We start from the raw sequence: 17,373 nt of genomic DNA, 5'->3' as shown, positions 1-17,373 counted from the left end.
TCGGCCGTGCGGCGGACCGGCCGTCACACCCCGGACCCGTCGCCTGGGACCCGAGGACCCGCGTGCATCGTCCGGCCCCCCTCCGGTGGACGCGCTGTCAGAGGCCCACCACATTGGGGCAGGTGACTCCGTGTCCCCCAGGAGAGGGTCTCCCATCGTGCGTGTCCAGTCGCTGACGCTGGCCGCGGCCGCCGCCGCCCTGTTCGCCGCCGCTCCGGCGGCGCTGCCCGCGGCCCCCACGGCCGGCCATCCGGGAAGCCGCGCCCCGGCGGCCCGGGAGGGCGCCGTCGGGGCCGCCGACCTGCTGGCGAGGACGCGCGACTGCGCTCCCGTCTCCAAGGGGCGCTACCGCACCGACGACGGAACCCCCGCCGACGTCCCGGTCTGCGGCACCGGGAGCGTCGTCTTCTGGAAGGCCGACATGGACATCGACTGCGACGGCAGACCGGGCAGCCTGTGCAACAGCCGCACCGACCCGCTCTTCTCCGACGCCACGGCCTTCGAGCAGTCCGACGGCCGCTACCTGAGTGCCGAGACCCTGCCCTACATCGTCGTCCCGGCCCCCAGCGGCATCTGGGACCACCGGGACCAGGGCATCGGGGCCGGCTCGGTGGCCGCAGTGATCTACCGCGACCGCGTTCAGTACGCCGTCGTCGGCGACACCGGCCCGAGCGACATCATCGGTGAGGCCTCGTACGCGACGGCCGAGGCCCTCGGGATCCGCCCCGACCCACGCGGCGGAGGCACCCCGTCCGGGGTCACCTACATCGTGTTCAAGAACTCCCGTGTCTCACCCATCGAGGACCACGCCGCCGCGGTGACGGCGGGGGAGCGGCTGGCCCGGACGTTCGTGAACGGGGGCTGAGACCGCCGCGGCGTCCCGACCGGCCGCGTGGCGACGGGCGTTCGCCGGCGCCGCGGTGTGCGTGCCGGCGGCCCGACGGTGATCGCGTTCGCTGGGCAAGGGCCGTCAGACGGCGGCCCAGCCGTTGTCCACGGGCAGGATCACGCCGTTGATGTTGCTCGCGGCGTCCGAGGCGAGAAACACGATCGCGGCCGCCTGCTCCTCGGCCTCGGCGGGGCGGCCGACGTTGCCCATGTAGGCGGCGAGGGCGGCGGGGCCGTGGGCGCCCGCCTCGACGTCCACGGTGATCGCGGTCCGCGTGCCGCCCGGAGCGACGGCGTTGGTGCGGATGCCCTTGTCCCGGTACATCACGGCCAGCGACTTGGTGAGCCCCGCGACACCGTGCTTCGAGGCGGTGTACGCCGCTCCGGCGGCGCTGCCGCGCAGGCTCGCCTCGGAGGCGGTGTTCACGATGGCGCCCCGGCCCGCGGCGAGCATGTGCGGCAGTACGGCGCGGGCCAGCAGGAAAGGGGCGGTCAGGTTGACCCGGATGACCCGCTCCCACTCCGCGTCGCTCACCTCGGCCACAGCCGACATGCGGTCCATGATCCCGGCGTTGTTCACCAGCACGTCGACGCCGCCGAACCGCTCCACCGCGGTGGCCGTCACCCGGTCGACGACGGCCTGTTCGCTCAGGTCGCCCGTCACGGACACGGCGGTGCCACCCGCCGCCTCGATCTCCGTCACGACCGCCGCGGCGCCCCCCGGATTCAGGTCGGCCACGACCACACGTGCGCCCTCGGCCGCGAACGCGAGCGCTGCGGCACGGCCGATGCCCGAGCCCGCGCCCGTGACGATGACGCTGCGGCCGTCCAGTCCCGTGGTGGTCATGACGTTCTCCCAGAGGTGTGTACGAGGGTGCGGCGGAGGTGCCGCGCGGTAACAGTACGACTTAATGTCGCTCAATGACAGAAAGTCTCGGAGGCTGTGAGGAGATCGCTAGACTCGGGCCCCGCCCCCGGTCCCGGACGGCGGACGCGGGCGGATCCGAGGAGTCAGCGGTGTCGGACGGTGCGATCGGCGATCACGCGGGACGGGGGCGCGGCCGCACCGGCCGACCCCCCCTCACCGACGAGCGCAGGGCCGCGTTCCGCCAGGAGATCGCCCGCGCGGCGGTGGAACTCTTCGTCGACCAGGGCGTCACCGCCACCACCGGAGAGCAGATCGCCCAGGTCGTCGGCGTGTCGTCGCGGACGCTGTGGCGCTACTTCCCGAGCAAGGAGAGCTGTGTCAGCCCGCTGTTCGCGGCCGGGATCGACGCGATCGCCGCGGCCCTGCGGGCCTGGCCCGAGGGCGGCCCGCTGGAGGACGCGCTGGAACGCGCCACGAGCGGCGAGGGACTCATGCCGCTCCCGCAGGTGCCACGGGTCCGCGCCCTGCTGCGGCTCACCCGCACCGAGCCGGGACTGCGGGCCGTCTGGCTCCAGGCCCATGACGACGCAGAGCCGGCCTTCGCCCGCGCCCTCGCCGACCGGGCCGGGCTCGCCGCCGTCGACCTGCGCTCGGAGATCCAGGCGGCCATGCTCAACGCGGCGCTGCGCGCGGCGGTCGAGCACTACGCGTGGCGCACCGACGAGGGCGAGAGCGGCCCGGAGTCCACGCACTCCGAGGTGACCGCGACCGTCCGGTCGGCCCTCGGAGTGGCGGCGCGAGGGATCTCCTGACCCGGCGCACCGACCCGCCCGGTACGGCGACAGCGGCGACGCGGACTCCGTCGCGGCTGCCTGGACGCCTCGGACTCGCCGGAGCGGGTCGTCCTCACTCCTTGCGGTAGCTGTACGCCTCCGCTGCCGCCGCCTCCACCGCGGCGAGGTCGCCGCCGGCCGACGCCGTGACCACCGCGGCCACCGCGCCCTCGACGAACGGGGCGTCCACCAGGCGGGTGTTGTCGGGGAGTTCGTCGCCTTCGGCGAGCAGCGCCTTGACCGTCAGTACGGCGCTGCCCAGGTCCATGAGCACGGCCACACCGGCGCCGCCGTCGACGGAGGCGGCCGCCGCGGCGATGAGTTCCGAGCTGGTGCCGAGACCGCCGTCCGTCGTGCCGCCCGCCGCGGCGACGGGAGCGGTCGCGCCGCCACCGGCCAGGCCCGTCGCCAGCTCGGCGACGGACGACGCGACGGCGGCACTGTGGGAGACCAGCACGATGCCCACGAGCTTTCGCGTGGTCTCGGTGGTGTTCGTGGTGTCACTCACCGGCTGCCTCCAGCAGTGCTCCGATCAGCAGTGACGCGGACGTCGCGCCCGGGTCCTGATGGCCGATGCTGCGTTCGCCGAGGTAGCTCGCCCGGCCCTTGCGGGCCTGGAGCGGCGTCGTCGCCGCCGCTCCCTCCTCGGCCGCCGCCTTCGCGGCCCCGAACGACTCGCCCAGCGCGTCGACGGCGGGAACCAGGGCGTCGATCATGGTCTTGTCGCCGGGCGCGGCTCCGCCCAGCGCCATGACCGCGTCGACGCCCGCGCGCAGCGCTTCCGCGAGCTGTTCCTGGCTGACCTCACCGGCGTCCCCGAGCGCCTTGCCCGTCCGGCGCAGCAGGGTTCCGTACAGCGGCCCGGACGCGCCGCCCACCGTCGATATGAGCTGCCTGCCGGCGAGCGTGAGTACGGCGCCGGGGGTGTCCGGGGCCTCCTTCTCCAGCGTGGCCGCCACGGCGACGAACCCGCGCTGCAGATTGCTGCCGTGGTCGGCGTCGCCGATCGGCGAGTCCAGGTCGGTGAGCCGCTGTGCCTCGCGGTCCACGGACGCGGCGGTCGCCGTCATCCAACGGCGGAAGAAATCGGCGTCGAGCACGGAATCTCCTTGCGTGGTACGGAAGTTGATCTGGAGTCGGCCCCTCGACCCCCGGTGGCGGCCGACTTCCCGCGGACCGGGCTCGCGGCCACCGGCGCGGTGACCGTGTTGTTCCGTTGCCAGGTTGCCCGGCTGCCTGTGTTTGTCGTGCCGACCGCGTTCACACGCCCCAGCGCAGGCCCGGCGTCTTCACCGGCGCGTCCCACAGGCGCAGCAGCTCCTCGTCGACCTGGCACAGCGTCACCGAGGCGCCGGCCATGTCCAGGGAGGTGACGTAGTTGCCGACCAGTGTGCGGGCCACCGCGACGCCGCGCTCGGTCAGGACGCGCTGTACCTCCGCGTTGAAGCCGTACAGCTCCAGCAGGGGAGTGGCGCCCATGCCGTTCACCAGGACCAGGACCGGGTTGCGCGGCGGGAGGTCCTCCAGGATCGCCTGCACGGAGAAGTCGGCGATCTCCCGCGAGGTCATCATCGCGCGCCGTTCCCGCCCCGGCTCGCCGTGGATGCCGACGCCGAGTTCCAGCTCCCCGGCCGGCAGGTCGAAGGTAGGGCTGCCCTTGGCCGGAGTCGTGCAGGCGCTGAGGGCGACGCCGAAACTGCGGGAGTTCTCGTTGACCTGCGTGGCCAGTGCCTGGACGCGGTCGAGGGGGGCGCCCTCCTCGGCGGCGGCGCCCGCGATCTTCTCGACGAACAGGGTCGCGCCCGTGCCGCGACGGCCGGCCGTGTACAGGCTGTCCGTGACGGCCACGTCGTCGTTGACGAGCACCTTGGCGATCTGGATGCCCTCGTCCTCGGCCAGCTCGGCCGCCATGTCGAAGTTCAGGACGTCGCCGGTGTAGTTCTTCACGATGAAGAGCACGCCCGCGCCGCTGTTCACGGCCGCCGCCGCCCGCAGCATCTGGTCCGGTACCGGAGAGGTGAAGACCTCGCCGGGACAGGCCGCGGACAGCATGCCGGGGCCCACGAATCCCCCGTGCAGCGGCTCGTGCCCGGAACCGCCGCCGGAGACGAGGCCCACCTTTCCCGCGACCGGGGCGTCCCGGCGGACGATCACGCGGTTCTCGACGTCCACCGTGAGCTCGGGATGAGCTGCCGCCATGCCCCGCAGTGCGTCCGCCACCACCGTCTCCGCCACGTTGATGAGCATCTTCATGGGAACCTCCTGGTGAGAAGAGTCGCTGGGCTCCTTCTCCCATAATGCCCACGTTTGGGGCAGGTCCGTCGGTCGGCGGCCGCGGCGCGGCCCCGCTCGGGCCGACGCGGGCCGGAGAGGACCGGCCCCGCAGGCCGCGAACGCGCCCGACCGGCCGGCCGTCCCGGCCGGCGAGCGGATCGGCGGTGCGAGGAGCTCACCCTCGGAAGTATCGGCGCTCGGGCGGCGATGGTCACGTGCGCGGACGTCCTTGGATGCAGGCGGCGCGCACCCGCACCGGTCCGGCACGCTTCCGGTACGCCGTCTTCGCGTGGGGCGCGCCGAGGCCTGTCGCTCGGCCGGGCCCTACTTCGTCGCGTTGCGCACCTGGAGGGTGCCGCGTTCGCTCTCCTTCAGGCCGCGACCGATGATCAGGCGCTGGATCTGGTTGGTGCCCTCGAAGATCTGCATCACCTTGGCCTCGCGCATGTAGCGCTCGACCGGGAAGTCGCGGGTGTAGCCCGCGCCGCCCAGTACCTGGACCGCGTCGGTGGTGACCTTCATGCCGTTGTCGGTCGCGATGAGTTTGGCGATCGAGGCCTCGGACTGGAAGGGCAGGCCCTCGTCCTTCAGTCGAGCGGCCGCCAGTGTGGTGGCGCGGGAGGCCTGGACCGCCGCGGCCATGTCGGCGAGGACGAAGGCGAGGCCCTGGTGCTCGATGATGGGCCGGCCGAACGTCTCCCGCTCGCGCGAGTAGCGCAGGGCGTGGTCCAGCGCCCCCTGGGAGAGGCCGGTCGCCACGGCGGCGATGCCGAGCCGTCCGCAGTCCAGTCCGGCGAAGGCGATCCGCAGGCCCTCGCCCTCCCCGCCGAGCCGGCGGCCGGCGGGTACCCGGGCGTTCTCGAAGCGGACCGTGGCGGTCGCGGACCCGGTCAGACCCATCTTCTGCTCCGGGGGATCGGCCACCACGCCCGGTGTGTCGGCGGGGACGAGGAAGCAGGAGATGGCGTGCGAGCCCTCGTCCGAGGTGCGGGCCATGACCGTGTAGAAGTCCGCGTGGCCGCCGTGGGTCGTCCAGGCCTTGGCGCCGTTCAGCACGTAGTCGTCGCCGTCCCGTACGGCGCGGGTGCGCATCGCCCCCGGGTCGGAGCCCGCGTGTGCCTCGGACAGGCAGTAGGCGCCGAGCAGCTCGCCGCCGAGCATGTCGGGCAGCCACTCCTTCTTCTGCTCCTCGGTGCCGAACGCGGCCAGCGCGTAACAGGACAGCGCGTGCACCGAGACACCGACGGCCACGCTCGCCCACACGGCGGCGATCTCCTCCAGCACCTGGAGGTAGACCTCGTACGGCTGGTCGCCGCCGCCGAACTCCTCGGAGTACGGCAGGCTCAGCAGGCCGGCCTGTCCGAGCGTGCGGAAGACGTCACGGGGGAAGCGTCCCTCGGCCTCCGCCTCCGCGACGCGCGGGGCGAGTTCCTTCTCGGCGAGCTCGCGCGTCAGGGCGATCAGGTCGACGGCTTCCGGTGAGGGGAGCGTGCGGGTCGCGGGCATGGGACGTCCTCGGGGGGTGCGGTCCCGCGCTGCGGGATTTTGATACTCCAGGCGATACAAGAGTATCGTTTTTGGTACCACCCGGCCATGGCGGGCCGTGCCTGCGTGTCGCGAGGCGCGTCCCGGGCGCCAAGGACCCGGGCGGAGGGGCGTTTAGTCGTGTCCGCCCTCCCCGCCGGGATCTCCACGGAGGGTTCGTCGCCCCCGGTCGCCGGGTCACCGGGTCAGTGGGCGGAATCCGCGTGCCCGGACGGCCCCTCCCAGGGGAGACGGTTACCTCCGAGGAGGAGCGGTTACGCTGAGATCATGCCGTCCCCTCGCCGCACCGCGCGCCAGACCGATCTGTTGGAACGGCTCGTCGCGCTGCTGGTGGCCGAGGGGTTCGCGGCCTTCACGCTCGACGAGCTGACCGAGCGGCTGCGCTGCTCGAAGACCACCCTGTACCAACTGGCCGGCAGCAAGCAGGAATTGGTGCGTGAGGCGGTGAAGCACTACTTCCGCGAGGCCGCCCAGTCCGTCGAGAAGCAGGTCGCCGACACCTCCGCCCCGTCCGAGCGTGTGGTGGTCTACCTGAGCGCGGTCGCGCAGCAGCTGAGGCCGCTGTCCCGCCAGTTCCTCGACGACATGGCCGGGTTCGAGCCGGCCCGCGAGGTGTACGAGGCCAACACACGCCTGGCCGCGGCCAGGATCAGGCAGCTGATCGCGGACGGCGTCACCGCGGGAGCCTTCCGCGACGTCCATGCCGCCTTCGTCGGCGAGGTCGTCGCCGCCACCATGCAGGAGATCCAGCGCGGCGAGGTGGCCGCGCGCACGGGGCTGAGCGACGCCGAGGCCTACGCCGAACTGGCCTCCCTGATCGTCCACGCCGTCTCTCCCTGACGCCTCCGCCCCGGCCTTCGAGCCTCTCCGCCCGCCCCGACGGGCCGGTCCGCCCTCGGCCGACGCGAGGAGCATCTCCGCGGGCCCTCACCGCGGCGGCCCGGCGATCGAAGGCAGGGCGCTCCGGTGAACGAGGGGCGCCCGTGTCTCAGGGAGTCCCTTCGGTCGCCGACTCCGGGACCGGCGTGCGCGGATCGTCCGCGTCCGGCAGCCCCGCCACGTCGACACCGCGCACCTGCGCCAACTCGTGCTTGAGCGCGGAGAGTTCGGTGCCGCCCGCCATGTGGTGGGTGAGGTCCTCCAGGCTCACCTCGTTCCGGGCTGCGCTGAGTTCGAGAGTGCCGAGGCGCAGCACGCTGAAATGGTCGCCGACCATGTAGGCGTGGTGCGGGTTGTGGGTGATGAAGATGACGCCGAGACCCCGCTCCCGTGCGGCCGCGATGTACTTCAGCACGACACCGGACTGCTTGACGCCGAGCGCGGCGGTCGGTTCGTCGAGGATGAGGACGCGGGCGCCGAAGTGGACTGCGCGGGCGATCGCCACGGACTGGCGCTGGCCTCCGGAGAGGGTGCCGATCGGCTGGTCGAGGTCGTCGAGGGCGATCCCCATGGTGCGCAGTTCCTCGTCCGCGCTCCGCTTCATCCGCGCGATGTCGAGACGGCGTACGGGCCACGGGCCCCTCGTCAGCTCGGAGCCGAGGAAGAAGTTCCGCCACACCGGCATCAACGGCACCGTCGCCAGGTCCTGGTAGACGGTCGCGATGCCCTTGGCGAGCGCCTCGCGCGGAGTGTTGAAGCGCACCGCCGTGCCGTCCACGAGGAACTCGCCCTCGGTGTGCCGGTGCAGCCCGGAGACGATCTTGATGAGGGTGGACTTGCCGGCGCCGTTGTCGCCGAGGACGCAGGTCACCCGGCCGGGGTGGACGGTCAGTGAAACCCCGTGCAGGGCGCGGATGTTGCCGTACGACTTACCGGCCCCGCGCAGTTCGACGATCGCGCCGGTGCCCTCCTCGGGCGGATTGTCCGGGAGGACGGCGGCGCCCGATGGTCCGGGTCCGTTGGCTGTCATGGGTCGGTTCACCTCCGGGTCGCCGTGCGGCGGACCAGCAGATTGACGAGCGTGGCGCCGAGCAGCATCACGCCGAGGAATGCCTTGAACCAGTCGGGGTTCCAACCGGCGTACACGATGCCCTGGTTCACCATGCCGAACATGAAGGCGCCGAAGACCGGGCCGATCGCCGAGCCGTAGCCGCCGGTGAGCAGACACCCGCCGATCACGGCGGCGGCGATGTAGATCAGCTCCTGGCCGACGCCCTCGCCGGACTGCACGGTGTTGAAGGAGAACAGCTGGTGCATGCCGACGAACCAGGCGCCGAAGCCCACCGCCATGAACAGTGTGATCTTGGTGAACGTCACCGGGACGCCGACCGCGCGGGCGCTGTTCCGGTCGCCGCCGACCGCGAAGATCCAGTTGCCGTACTTGGTGCGCAGCAGCACCCACGTGGCCAGGGCGGCGAAGACCAGCCACCAGACGATGGTGATCTTCACCTGCACGCCGCCGACGTCGAAGGACGAGGCGAAGATCTTCTTCGCCTGGCCGAAGCCGTCCATGGTGCTGATGTCGTCGGTGGCGACGTTGTCGGTGACCAGCTTCGTGACCGCGAGGTTCACGCCCTGGAGGATGAGGAACGTACCGAGCGTGACGAGAAAGCTGGGCAGTCCCGTGCGGACCGTCATCCAGCCGTTGAACGCCCCGATCGCGAGGGAGGCGACGAGCGCGACGGTCACACCCACCCATACGTTCATGGTGAGTTGATAGCTGAGCATGCTCGCGGTCAGCGCCGAGGCGATCACCGCGACACCGGAGGACAGGTCGAACTCGCCGCCGATCATCAGCAGGGCGACGGGCAGGGCCATGATGCCGATCGTCGACGACTGGTAGAGCACGGTCGCCATCGAAGCGCCCGAGCGCACCGGCGGCGCCGCGATCAGGAAGAAGACGAACACGGCGGCCGCGCCGAGGAAGACCCCTACCTCCGGGCGGGCGAGCAGCCGCAGCGTGAGGGGGCGTCGCACCCTCCGCCCCTCGAACTGCGCAGGGCCGGGATCCGGCGGCGCGCTCACCGCCGGTTCGGCCTGTTGGGCGCTCATCACCTGGTGCCCTTCGTGGCGAACCTGGCGACGGAGTCGGCGTTGTTCTTGTCGACGAAGGCGGGACCGGACAGGGTCGGCTGCTCGCCGCCGCCGCTGTAGTTGCCGTTGTTCTTGTAGAGCCACAGCGAGTCCACCGCCAAGTAGCCCTGGAGATAGGGCTGCTGGTCGACGGCGAACTGGATGGTGCCCTTGCTGATCGCGCCCGTGAGTTCCTTGTTGAGGTCGAAGGTGGCGATCTTCGCCTTGCTGTCGGCGTCGGCGACCGATTGCACGGCGGTCAGGGCGTAGGGGGCGCCGAGCGTGACGACGTAGTCGATCGCCGTGTCCTGCTTGAGTTTCGCGGTGATCGTCGACTTCACGGACGGCATGTCGGTGCCGTTGACGTACAGCGTCTCGGTCTTCCCGTCGAACGTCTTCTTCACGCCGTCGCAGCGCTGGGTGAGCCCGACGTTGCCTTGTTCGTGGACCACACAGACGGCCTTCTTGGCGCCCTCGGAGTTCAGCCGCTTGCCGAGGGCCTCGCCCGCGACGGTCTCGTCCTGGCCGAAGAACTCCATCAGGCCGAGTTGCTTCCAGTCGCTGACACCGGAGTTGAGGCCCACGACCGGTATGCCGGCCGATGTCGCCTTGCCCACCACGGCCTTCATGGCGCCGGGCTTGGCGAGGGTGATCGCGATGCCGTCGACCTTCTGGTCGATCGCGTTCTGTACGAGGTTCGCCTGACTGCCGGCGTTCGGGTCGGCGGAGTAGACGAGCTTGATGTTGTCCTTGGCGGCGGCGGCCTCGGCCCCCTTGCGGACGATGTCCCAGAACGTGTCCCCTGGTGCCTGATGGGTGATCAGGGCCACTTTCATCGCAGGGGTGTTGGCCTTGCCGGCGGCGGCGCCGTCCGCGCTCTCCTCGGCCTTCTTGCCACCCGAACCGCTGGAGCAGCCGGCGGCGAGCAGGGCGGACGCGGCGGCCAGGGCCACGAGGGGGGCGATTCTCCGTGAACGGGGGTGGGGCGTGCGATCCATCTTTCCAGCACCTCACTGTGCGGCCGGGGAAAGGGAACGGGGCAGCGCCGGGAGCGGGGCCCGTGCGGGACCCGGACGGCGAGGTCCGGGCGTGAGCCGGTGGAGCGGCGGTTCGTTGGGACGGGATACAAGCCCCTGCACCACCCCGCTGTCAAGACTTTGTTAAGACATCATTTCAGAAGCAGGTCCGAATGTCCGTACAAAGTCTTGACAGTGGGGAGCCGCGGGTCCTAGACCTGGATCCACCGGGCGTCCCGTGGCCCGCATCCCCCCCATCGGGAGCGTCACGCCGGTCCAGGCCGGCCGTACCCCGGCCCACCACCGAGGGGCGTGTGAACGGGCTGACCGACGCCACCCCCGAACGGAGCCCGACGTGAGCATCACCATCCCCGACCTCGTCACGGTGCGAGCCCGCCACCCCGAGGCCATCGCCGAAGCGGCCGCGCGCCGGACCCGCCGCCCCCTCGTCGGCTCCACCGGGCGCCTGATGATCGTGGCCGCCGACCATCCGGCGCGCGGCGCCCTCGGCGTCGGAGACCGCCGGTTCGCCATGGCCAACCGCGCAGACCTCCTCGAACGGCTCTGCGTGGCGCTGTCCCGGCCCGGCGTCGACGGCGTGCTCGCGACCGCCGACATCCTGGAGGACCTGCTGCTGCTCGGCGTCCTGGAGGACAGGGTCGTGATGGGTTCCCTGAACCGGGGCGGACTCGCCGGCGCCTCCTTCGAGATGGACGACCGCTTCACCGGACACCGGCCCGAGGACGTCCAGCGGCTCCGCTTCGACGCCGGGAAGCTCCTGCTGCGCATCGACTACGACGACCCCGGCTCGTTGGAGACCCTCGCCGGCGCCGCGGGCGCAGTCGACGCGATGGCAGCGCGCCGACTGCCTCTGTTCGTCGAGCCGTTCATCTCCCGCCGGGAGGCGGGCGAGGTCCGCAACGACCTCAGCGCCGGGGCGGTGACCCGCTCCATCGCCATCGCCTCGGGACTCGGCGGCACCTCCGCGTACACCTGGCTCAAACTGCCGGTCACCCGCGACCCCGACGACATGGCCCAGGTCCTCGAGACGTCCACCCTGCCCGCCGTCCTGCTCGGCGGCGAGGTCGGCAGCGACCAGGAGGCCGCCTACGAGAGATGGCGCAAGGCGCTGCGCCTCCCGACCGTGCAGGGCATGGTCGTCGGCCGCTCGCTGCTCTACCCGGCCGAGGGCGATGTGGAAACGGCGGTCGACACCGCGGTCGGCCTGCTCTGAAAGCCCGTACGACTGCGGTGCGGAAAGCGGGTACGGGTATCCCGGGCACCGCGCGGACCCGCACCGCCCCGCGAACGCCCCTGCCCCGGGGGGAATCACCCCCCACCGACCCCCACCGAGCCGCAGCCGCCCCGTACCGCGTCACAGCGCGCACCCCCGTACAGGAGCCACCCGATGACCACCACGCACCATCTGCCCGCCGGCAAGGCCGGCACCGACGTCTACGCCGTCGAGGTCTCGCCCGCGTCGGCCGGCTGGGCCCACTCGTCCCTGCGGGTACTGGAGCTGCCGCCCGGCGGCCGGCACACGTTCGCCACCGGCGACAGCGAGTGGATCGTCCTCCCGCTCGCGGGCGGCTGCACCGTCGCCGTCGACGAGGACACCTTCCCGCTGGCCGGGCGGACCGGTGTGTTCGACGGAGTGACCGACTTCGCGTACGTCCCGCGCGACGCCGAGGCCGCGATCACCTCCCGCGACGGCGGCCGGTTCGCGCTCACCGGCGCCCGCTGCGACCGCCGGCTGCCCGCCCGCCACGTTCCCGCGTCCTCGGTGCCGGTCGAGCTGCGCGGCACCGGCACCTGCTCGCGGCAGGTCAACAACTTCGGCGCGGCGGGTGTCTTCGACTGCGACCGGCTCATCGCCGTCGAGGTGATCACACCGGGCGGCAACTGGTCCTCCTTCCCGCCGCACAAGCACGACGAGCACCGGCCCGGCGAGGAGTCCGAGCTGGAGGAGATCTACTACTTCGAGTTCGCCGCGCACGAGGGCATCCCCGGCCTCGGCTACCAGCGGGTCTCGCCCTCCGGCCGCGGCACCGGAACCGATGTCCTCGCCGAGGTGCGCGACGGCGACGTCGTGCTCATCCCGGACGGCTGGCACGGCCCCTCGATGGCCTTGCCGGGCCACCACATGTACTACCTCAACGTGATGGCGGGACCCGATCCCGACCGCGCCTGGCTGATCCGTGACCACCCCGACCACGCCTGGATCCGCACCACCTGGCCCGATCAGTCGGTCGACCCCCGGCTGCCCCTCTACACCGCTCCCGAGAGGTCATGATGAGCACGACCACCCGCCGGCTGACGACGGCCCAGGCTCTCGTCCGCTTCCTGGCCGCGCAGTTCAGCGAGCGCGACGGGGTCCGCCGCCGGCTCATCACCGGGACCTGGGGAATCTTCGGCCACGGCAACGTGGCGGGCATCGGCCAGGCGCTCCTGGAGGCCGGCGAGGACGTCATGCCCTTCCACCAGGGCCGCAACGAACAGGCCATGGTGCACGCGGCCGTCGGTCACGCGCGCCACCTCAACCGCCTCTCCGCCCAGGCCGTCACCACGTCGATCGGCCCCGGAGCCACCAACCTCGTCACCGGCGCGGCCCTCGCGACGATCAACCGGCTCCCCGTCCTGCTGCTGCCCGGCGACTACTTCGCGACGCGCCCCGCCGACCCGCTGCTCCAGCAGCTGGAGCACCCCGTCGAGGCCGACCTGTCCGTCAACGACACCCTGCGTCCGGTGTCGCGGTACTTCGACCGCGTGACGCGCCCCGAGACGCTGATCCCGTCCGCGCTGCACGCGATGCGCGTCCTCGCCGACCCGGCCGAGACGGGCGCCGTCACTCTCGCCCTGCCGCAGGACGTGCAGGCGCAGGCCCACGACTGGCCCGAGGAGTTCTTCGCCGAACGCGTCTGGCGGGTCCGCCGTCCCGGTCCCGACCCGGTCGAACTCGCCGCGGCCGTCGGGGCGATCCGTACGGCGCGGCGCCCGCTGATCGTGGCCGGCGGGGGAGTGCACCACAGCGAGGCCGAGGCGGCGCTCGAGGCCCTGGTGGACGCGACCGGCATCCCCGTCGCCTCCACGCAGGCAGGCAAGGGTTCCCTGCGGTACGACCACCCCGCCGATCTCGGCGGCATCGGTCACACCGGCACCGCCGTCAGCGACGACATCGCCCGGACCGCCGACCTGGTCATCGGCGTCGGCACCCGCTACAGCGACTTCACCACTGCCTCCGGCACCCTCTTCCAGCATCCGGACGTCCGGTTCGTCAACCTCAACATCACCGCCTTCGACGCCCACAAGCTGGCCGGGCGCCCCCTCGTCGCGGACGCCCGGACCGGCCTCACGGCCCTCGCCCAGGCACTCTCCGGCCACCGCGTCGACGCCTCCTACGAGGCCGAGTACCGCGCGGGACGGGCGCGTTGGGACTCCGTGGTGAACGCGGCCTACGCGGCCGAGGACTCCGCGGTGCCCACCCAGACCCAGGTCCTGGGCGCGCTCGACGCGGTCGTCGGCGACGACGACGTGGTCATCAACGCGGCCGGATCGCTCCCCGGCGACCTGCACAAACTGTGGCGGACCCGAAGCCCCCGCCAGTACCACCTGGAGTACGGCTACTCCTGCATGGGCTACGAGATCCCGGCGGCCATGGGTGTCCAGCTCGCCGCCCCGGACACGCCCGTCTGGTCCCTCGTCGGCGACGGCACGTATCTGATGATGCCGACCGAGATCGTCACCGCCGTGCAGGAGGGACTGCCCGTCAACCTGGTCCTCGTCCAGAACCACGGATACGCCTCCATCGGCGGCCTCTCCGAGGAGACCGGCGGTGAGCGCTTCGGCACGGCCTACCGCTACCGCGCCGCCGACGGCACCTTCACCGGGGACCCGCTCCCCGTCGACCTCGCCGCCAACGCCGCCAGCCTCGGCATGGACGTCATCCGGGCCAAGACCGTGGGGGAACTGCGCGAGGCGCTCGCCGCGGCCCGCGCCTCGGACCGGCCGACCTGCGTCCACGTCGAGACCGACCCGGCGCCCACCGCACCGCCCGCGGCGGCCTGGTGGGACGTGCCCGTCGCCGAGGTCGCCTCGCGCGAGGCCGCGTCGGCTGCCCGTGAACGCTACGACCGTCAGGTGACGGCCCGCCGCCACCACCTCTGACCCCTTCGTGCCGACGGCTCCCGCGCCCGCTCCGACAACCCGTCGGAGCGGGCCTTCACCCGTCGACGGCGACCCAGCCCCCCGACGCCGCGGAGCGCGCCATCGCGTCGAGTGCCGTCGCGCTGCGCACGGCGTCCTCCGGCGTGGCGCCGTGGGACGCGCCGTCGGCGATGGACCTCAGGAAGGTGTACGCCTCGATGACCTTGAGGTCGTCGTAGCCCATGCTGTTCGCCGCGCCCGGCTGGAAGGCGCCGTACTCCCCGGCGCCCGGGCCGACGTACACGGTGGCGACCGGCTGGTCCTGGTAGCCGGTGCCGCGGCTGACCCCCAGTTCGCCCATGCGGCGGAAGTCCCAGAACACCGCGCCCCGTGTGCCGTGGACCTCGAAGCCGTAGTTGTTCTGCTCGCCCACCGAGACCCGGCACGCTTCCAGGACACCGCGTGCCCCGGAGGCGAATCGCAGCAGACAGCTGACGTAGTCCTCGTTCTCCACCGGCCCGAGGTCGCCGCCGGCGGCGCGGACGTGGCCCGCCGTGTCCCCGGCGGGGCGGGGTCGCCGCGGCACGAACACCGCGGTGTCCGCCGCCAGCGCCTCGATCTCGCCGAGCAGGAAGCGGGCCAGGTCGACTCCGTGCGACGCCAGGTCGCCGAGGACTCCGCTGCCGCCCCGCTCGCGTTCGAACCGCCAGGTGAGCGCCGACTCCGGGTGCGCCGCGTAGTCGCTGAAGAGCCGCACGCGCGCGTGCGTGACGTCGCCGAGCTCGCCGGAGGCGATCAGCTCACGGGCGGCCACGACGGCGGGCGCACAACGGTAGTTGAAGCCGACCGTGCCCTGGACGCGCGCCTCGGCCACCGCGTCCGCGACCGCCCGGGCGTCGTCGGCGTCCCGTCCCACCGGCTTCTCGATCCATAGGTGTCTGCCTGCCTCCGCCACGGCCGTGCCGATCTCACGGTGCAGGAAGTTCGGCGCGGTGACGCTCACGGCCTCGACCCGGGGGTCGGCGAGGATCTCGCGCCAGTCGCGGGCCGCGGTGGCGAAGCCGTAGTGCGCCGCCGCCTCCTCGGCCCGGCCGGGCACCTCGTCGGCGACGGCCACCAGCACGGGCCGCAGGACGAGCCCCGGGAAATGGTGCGGCACGCGCGCGTAGGCCTGGGTGTGCACCCGGCCCATCCAGCCGAACCCCACGACGGCGACGCCGAGCGTACGCATCATGACTGCCCCTTCCTCGGACCGGTTCGACACCCGCGTCGCACGGCCGCGTCGCCCAGGACGTGTCAGCGGTCGCCGAGGGTCTTCCACGGCCGGCCGGCCGCCATGCCGCTCAGGCCACCTTCTTCAGCAGCTCCGTGGCGAGCGGGGCGGCCGAGGCAGGGTTCTGTCCGGTCACCAGGTTGCGGTCGACGACGACCTTCGGGGCCCACGCCTCGCCCTCCTGGAAGTCGACGCCGGCGTCGACGAGCCGGTCCTGGAGCAGCCACGCGGCCTTGTCCGCGAAACCGGCCTGTGTCTCCTCGGCGTTGGTGAACGCCGTGACCCGGTAGCCCGCGAACGCGTTGGAGCCGTCGTCCCTGGTCGCCGCCAGCAGGGCCGCCGGACCGTGGCAGACGACGCCGAGCGGCTTGCCCGAGTCCAGCGCGGCGGTGAGCAGCCCGCCCGACTCGGTGTCGACCGACAGGTCCTCCATCGGACCGTGGCCGCCCGGGTAGAACACGGCGGCGTAGTCGTCGAGGTCCACGTCGGACAGCTTGACCGGGTGCTTCAGCTCGCTCATGGACGCGACGGTGCGCGCGACCCGGTCGGAGCCCTCCTGGCCGCCGTTGAACTCGGGCGCCAGGCTGCCCTGGTCCATCGTGGGCTCGACGCCGCCCGGCGTGGCGACGACCACGTCGTGGCCGGCGGCCCTGAAGGCCTCGTACGGGGCCGCGGCCTCCTCTGCCCAGAAGCCGGTGGGGTGGCGGGTGCCGTCGGCGAGCGTCCAGTGATCGGCGCCGGTCATCACGAAAAGGATCTTCGACATGGTGCGTCCTTCCGGGTGTGCGGACCCTGCTGGGCCGGGATTCCGGTTACCCGTCCAGGTGTTCCGTACACGGATCGTCGGGGGCGGTTGCCTCCTCGACCGTAGGCGGGCCGGACGCGGGAGACCAACCGAGGCGCGCCCGGCGCTCCCGGACGCCCTACCGCGGCACGGACGCGCGGCGTTCCAGGACGAGCAGGGCCCGTTCCGCCCACGCGATGTTCGCCTGCTCGAAGGCGCGTCCCCCCAGGAGGGTGAGGTACGGGCCGACGCGCTCGGCGGTGGCCAGGTACGTCTCCTCGGTCCGCCCGTCGAGCAGGCGGGCGCCGATCCGGTCGTAGTGCTCCAGCTTGGCGCGCGCCCCCTCCAGCCGCTCGGCGATCGCCGCCCGTACGGCGTCGTCGTCCCCTTCGTCGAGGGCGTACACCTTGACCATCAGTTCGTCGCGCAGGGCGGTGGGCCGCGCTGGCTCCGCGGTGAAGGCGGCGAGCGTGTCCAGGCCCGGCGCGGTCAGGGAGAACACCCTCTTGTTGGGCCGGCGTTCCTGGCGCACCAGCCGGGCCTCGATGAGCCCCTCGGACTCCATCCGGTCCAGCTCGCGGTAGAGCTGCTGCGGGGTCGCCATCCAGAAGTTGGCCACCGAGGCGTCGAACCCCTTGGCCAGGTCGTACCCCGACGCCTCGCCCTCCAGGAGCGCGGCCAGAACCGCGTGTCGCAATGCCATGGCCCAAGGCTAGACGGCATACACCGGCACGACT

At 72.4% G+C, this 17,373-nt stretch carries 17 protein-coding genes; 6 read left to right on the top strand and 11 right to left on the bottom strand.

Features of this window, described 5'->3' with window-relative positions:
- The first annotated feature begins 157 nt into the window (after window positions 1-157).
- A complete protein-coding gene (locus ACIRQH_RS16545; RefSeq protein ID WP_404226365.1) occupies window positions 158-865 on the top strand; it encodes a glycoside hydrolase family 75 protein in 708 nt (235 codons plus the stop codon).
- Between the two features lie 105 nt (window positions 866-970).
- On the opposite strand, the gene ACIRQH_RS16540 is transcribed toward ACIRQH_RS16545, so the two are convergent.
- The gene (locus tag ACIRQH_RS16540; RefSeq protein WP_358818632.1) at window positions 971-1,735 is read right to left on the bottom strand and encodes an SDR family NAD(P)-dependent oxidoreductase; all 765 of its coding nucleotides are present in this window, start codon (window positions 1,733-1,735) and stop codon (window positions 971-973) included.
- A 170-nt stretch (window positions 1,736-1,905) separates the two neighbouring features.
- Between ACIRQH_RS16540 and ACIRQH_RS16535 the strand changes: the two genes are divergently transcribed.
- Window positions 1,906-2,568 carry a helix-turn-helix domain-containing protein gene (locus ACIRQH_RS16535; RefSeq protein WP_358818633.1) on the top strand — a complete coding sequence of 221 codons (663 nt, stop codon included), beginning with the start codon at window positions 1,906-1,908 and terminating at the stop codon, window positions 2,566-2,568.
- Between the two features lie 94 nt (window positions 2,569-2,662).
- Here ACIRQH_RS16535 and ACIRQH_RS16530 read toward each other — a convergent pair whose 3' ends face one another.
- The 4 genes from ACIRQH_RS16530 to ACIRQH_RS16515 all read right to left on the bottom strand — a co-directional run bounded on the left by ACIRQH_RS16530 (window position 2,663) and on the right by ACIRQH_RS16515 (window position 6,369).
- A complete protein-coding gene (locus ACIRQH_RS16530) occupies window positions 2,663-3,097 on the bottom strand; it encodes a PTS-dependent dihydroxyacetone kinase phosphotransferase subunit DhaM (RefSeq protein ID WP_388870212.1) in 435 nt (144 codons plus the stop codon).
- A complete protein-coding gene (gene dhaL, locus ACIRQH_RS16525) occupies window positions 3,090-3,689 on the bottom strand; it encodes a dihydroxyacetone kinase subunit DhaL (protein WP_358818635.1) in 600 nt (199 codons plus the stop codon). Before dhaL ends, ACIRQH_RS16530 begins: the two co-directional genes overlap by 8 nt.
- A gap of 160 nt (window positions 3,690-3,849) precedes the next feature.
- Window positions 3,850-4,842, bottom strand: a complete 993-nt coding sequence (gene dhaK / locus ACIRQH_RS16520; RefSeq protein ID WP_358818636.1) for a dihydroxyacetone kinase subunit DhaK — start codon at window positions 4,840-4,842, stop codon at window positions 3,850-3,852.
- A gap of 345 nt (window positions 4,843-5,187) precedes the next feature.
- The gene (locus tag ACIRQH_RS16515; RefSeq protein ID WP_388870207.1) at window positions 5,188-6,369 is read right to left on the bottom strand and encodes an acyl-CoA dehydrogenase family protein; all 1,182 of its coding nucleotides are present in this window, start codon (window positions 6,367-6,369) and stop codon (window positions 5,188-5,190) included.
- 306 nt (window positions 6,370-6,675) lie between these two features.
- Between ACIRQH_RS16515 and ACIRQH_RS16510 the strand changes: the two genes are divergently transcribed.
- A complete protein-coding gene (locus ACIRQH_RS16510) occupies window positions 6,676-7,248 on the top strand; it encodes a TetR/AcrR family transcriptional regulator (protein ID WP_358818638.1) in 573 nt (190 codons plus the stop codon).
- A 148-nt stretch (window positions 7,249-7,396) separates the two neighbouring features.
- On the opposite strand, the gene ACIRQH_RS16505 is transcribed toward ACIRQH_RS16510, so the two are convergent.
- The 3 genes from ACIRQH_RS16505 to ACIRQH_RS16495 are packed head-to-tail and all read right to left on the bottom strand — an operon-like array spanning window position 7,397 to window position 10,418.
- On the bottom strand, window positions 7,397-8,317 hold the full coding sequence (locus ACIRQH_RS16505; RefSeq protein ID WP_404226361.1) for an ATP-binding cassette domain-containing protein: 921 nt from the start codon (window positions 8,315-8,317) through the stop codon (window positions 7,397-7,399).
- An 8-nt stretch (window positions 8,318-8,325) separates the two neighbouring features.
- Complete coding sequence (locus tag ACIRQH_RS16500) at window positions 8,326-9,399, bottom strand: ABC transporter permease (protein ID WP_388870199.1); 1,074 nt, start codon at window positions 9,397-9,399, stop codon at window positions 8,326-8,328.
- Window positions 9,399-10,418 carry a sugar ABC transporter substrate-binding protein gene (locus ACIRQH_RS16495; RefSeq protein ID WP_404226359.1) on the bottom strand — a complete coding sequence of 340 codons (1,020 nt, stop codon included), beginning with the start codon at window positions 10,416-10,418 and terminating at the stop codon, window positions 9,399-9,401. The genes ACIRQH_RS16500 and ACIRQH_RS16495 overlap by 1 nt, the downstream gene beginning before the upstream one ends.
- 373 nt (window positions 10,419-10,791) lie before the next feature.
- On the opposite strand from ACIRQH_RS16495, the gene ACIRQH_RS16490 reads away from it, so the two are divergent.
- The 3 genes from ACIRQH_RS16490 (at window position 10,792) to iolD (ending at window position 14,600) form a co-directional block, all read left to right on the top strand.
- Window positions 10,792-11,670: a deoxyribose-phosphate aldolase gene (locus ACIRQH_RS16490; protein WP_404226357.1), complete on the top strand. Its 879-nt coding sequence runs from the start codon at window positions 10,792-10,794 to the stop codon at window positions 11,668-11,670.
- 174 nt (window positions 11,671-11,844) lie between these two features.
- Complete coding sequence (gene iolB, locus ACIRQH_RS16485) at window positions 11,845-12,729, top strand: 5-deoxy-glucuronate isomerase (RefSeq protein ID WP_388933501.1); 885 nt, start codon at window positions 11,845-11,847, stop codon at window positions 12,727-12,729.
- Entirely contained in the window at window positions 12,729-14,600 is a 1,872-nt protein-coding gene (iolD, locus tag ACIRQH_RS16480) for a 3D-(3,5/4)-trihydroxycyclohexane-1,2-dione acylhydrolase (decyclizing) (RefSeq protein WP_404226579.1), read from the top strand. Before iolB ends, iolD begins: the two co-directional genes overlap by 1 nt.
- A 55-nt stretch (window positions 14,601-14,655) precedes the next feature.
- Here iolD and ACIRQH_RS16475 read toward each other — a convergent pair whose 3' ends face one another.
- The 3 genes from ACIRQH_RS16475 to ACIRQH_RS16465 all read right to left on the bottom strand — a co-directional run bounded on the left by ACIRQH_RS16475 (window position 14,656) and on the right by ACIRQH_RS16465 (window position 17,339).
- Window positions 14,656-15,813, bottom strand: a complete 1,158-nt coding sequence (locus ACIRQH_RS16475; protein ID WP_358818644.1) for a Gfo/Idh/MocA family oxidoreductase — start codon at window positions 15,811-15,813, stop codon at window positions 14,656-14,658.
- 109 nt (window positions 15,814-15,922) lie between these two features.
- Window positions 15,923-16,618 (bottom strand): type 1 glutamine amidotransferase domain-containing protein, encoded by a 696-nt coding sequence (locus ACIRQH_RS16470; RefSeq protein WP_388933504.1) that lies wholly within the window; start codon window positions 16,616-16,618, stop codon window positions 15,923-15,925.
- A gap of 157 nt (window positions 16,619-16,775) precedes the next feature.
- Window positions 16,776-17,339, bottom strand: coding sequence for a PadR family transcriptional regulator (locus tag ACIRQH_RS16465; protein WP_388870187.1), 564 nt, complete (start codon window positions 17,337-17,339; stop codon window positions 16,776-16,778).
- Window positions 17,340-17,373 lie beyond the last annotated feature (34 nt).

The sequence above is a fragment of the Streptomyces sp. NPDC102279 genome, assembly GCF_044766365.1.
Classification (GTDB): domain Bacteria; phylum Actinomycetota; class Actinomycetes; order Streptomycetales; family Streptomycetaceae; genus Streptomyces.
Note: the sequence above shows the minus strand (reverse complement) of the source record. Positions and strands in the feature narration are given on the sequence as shown.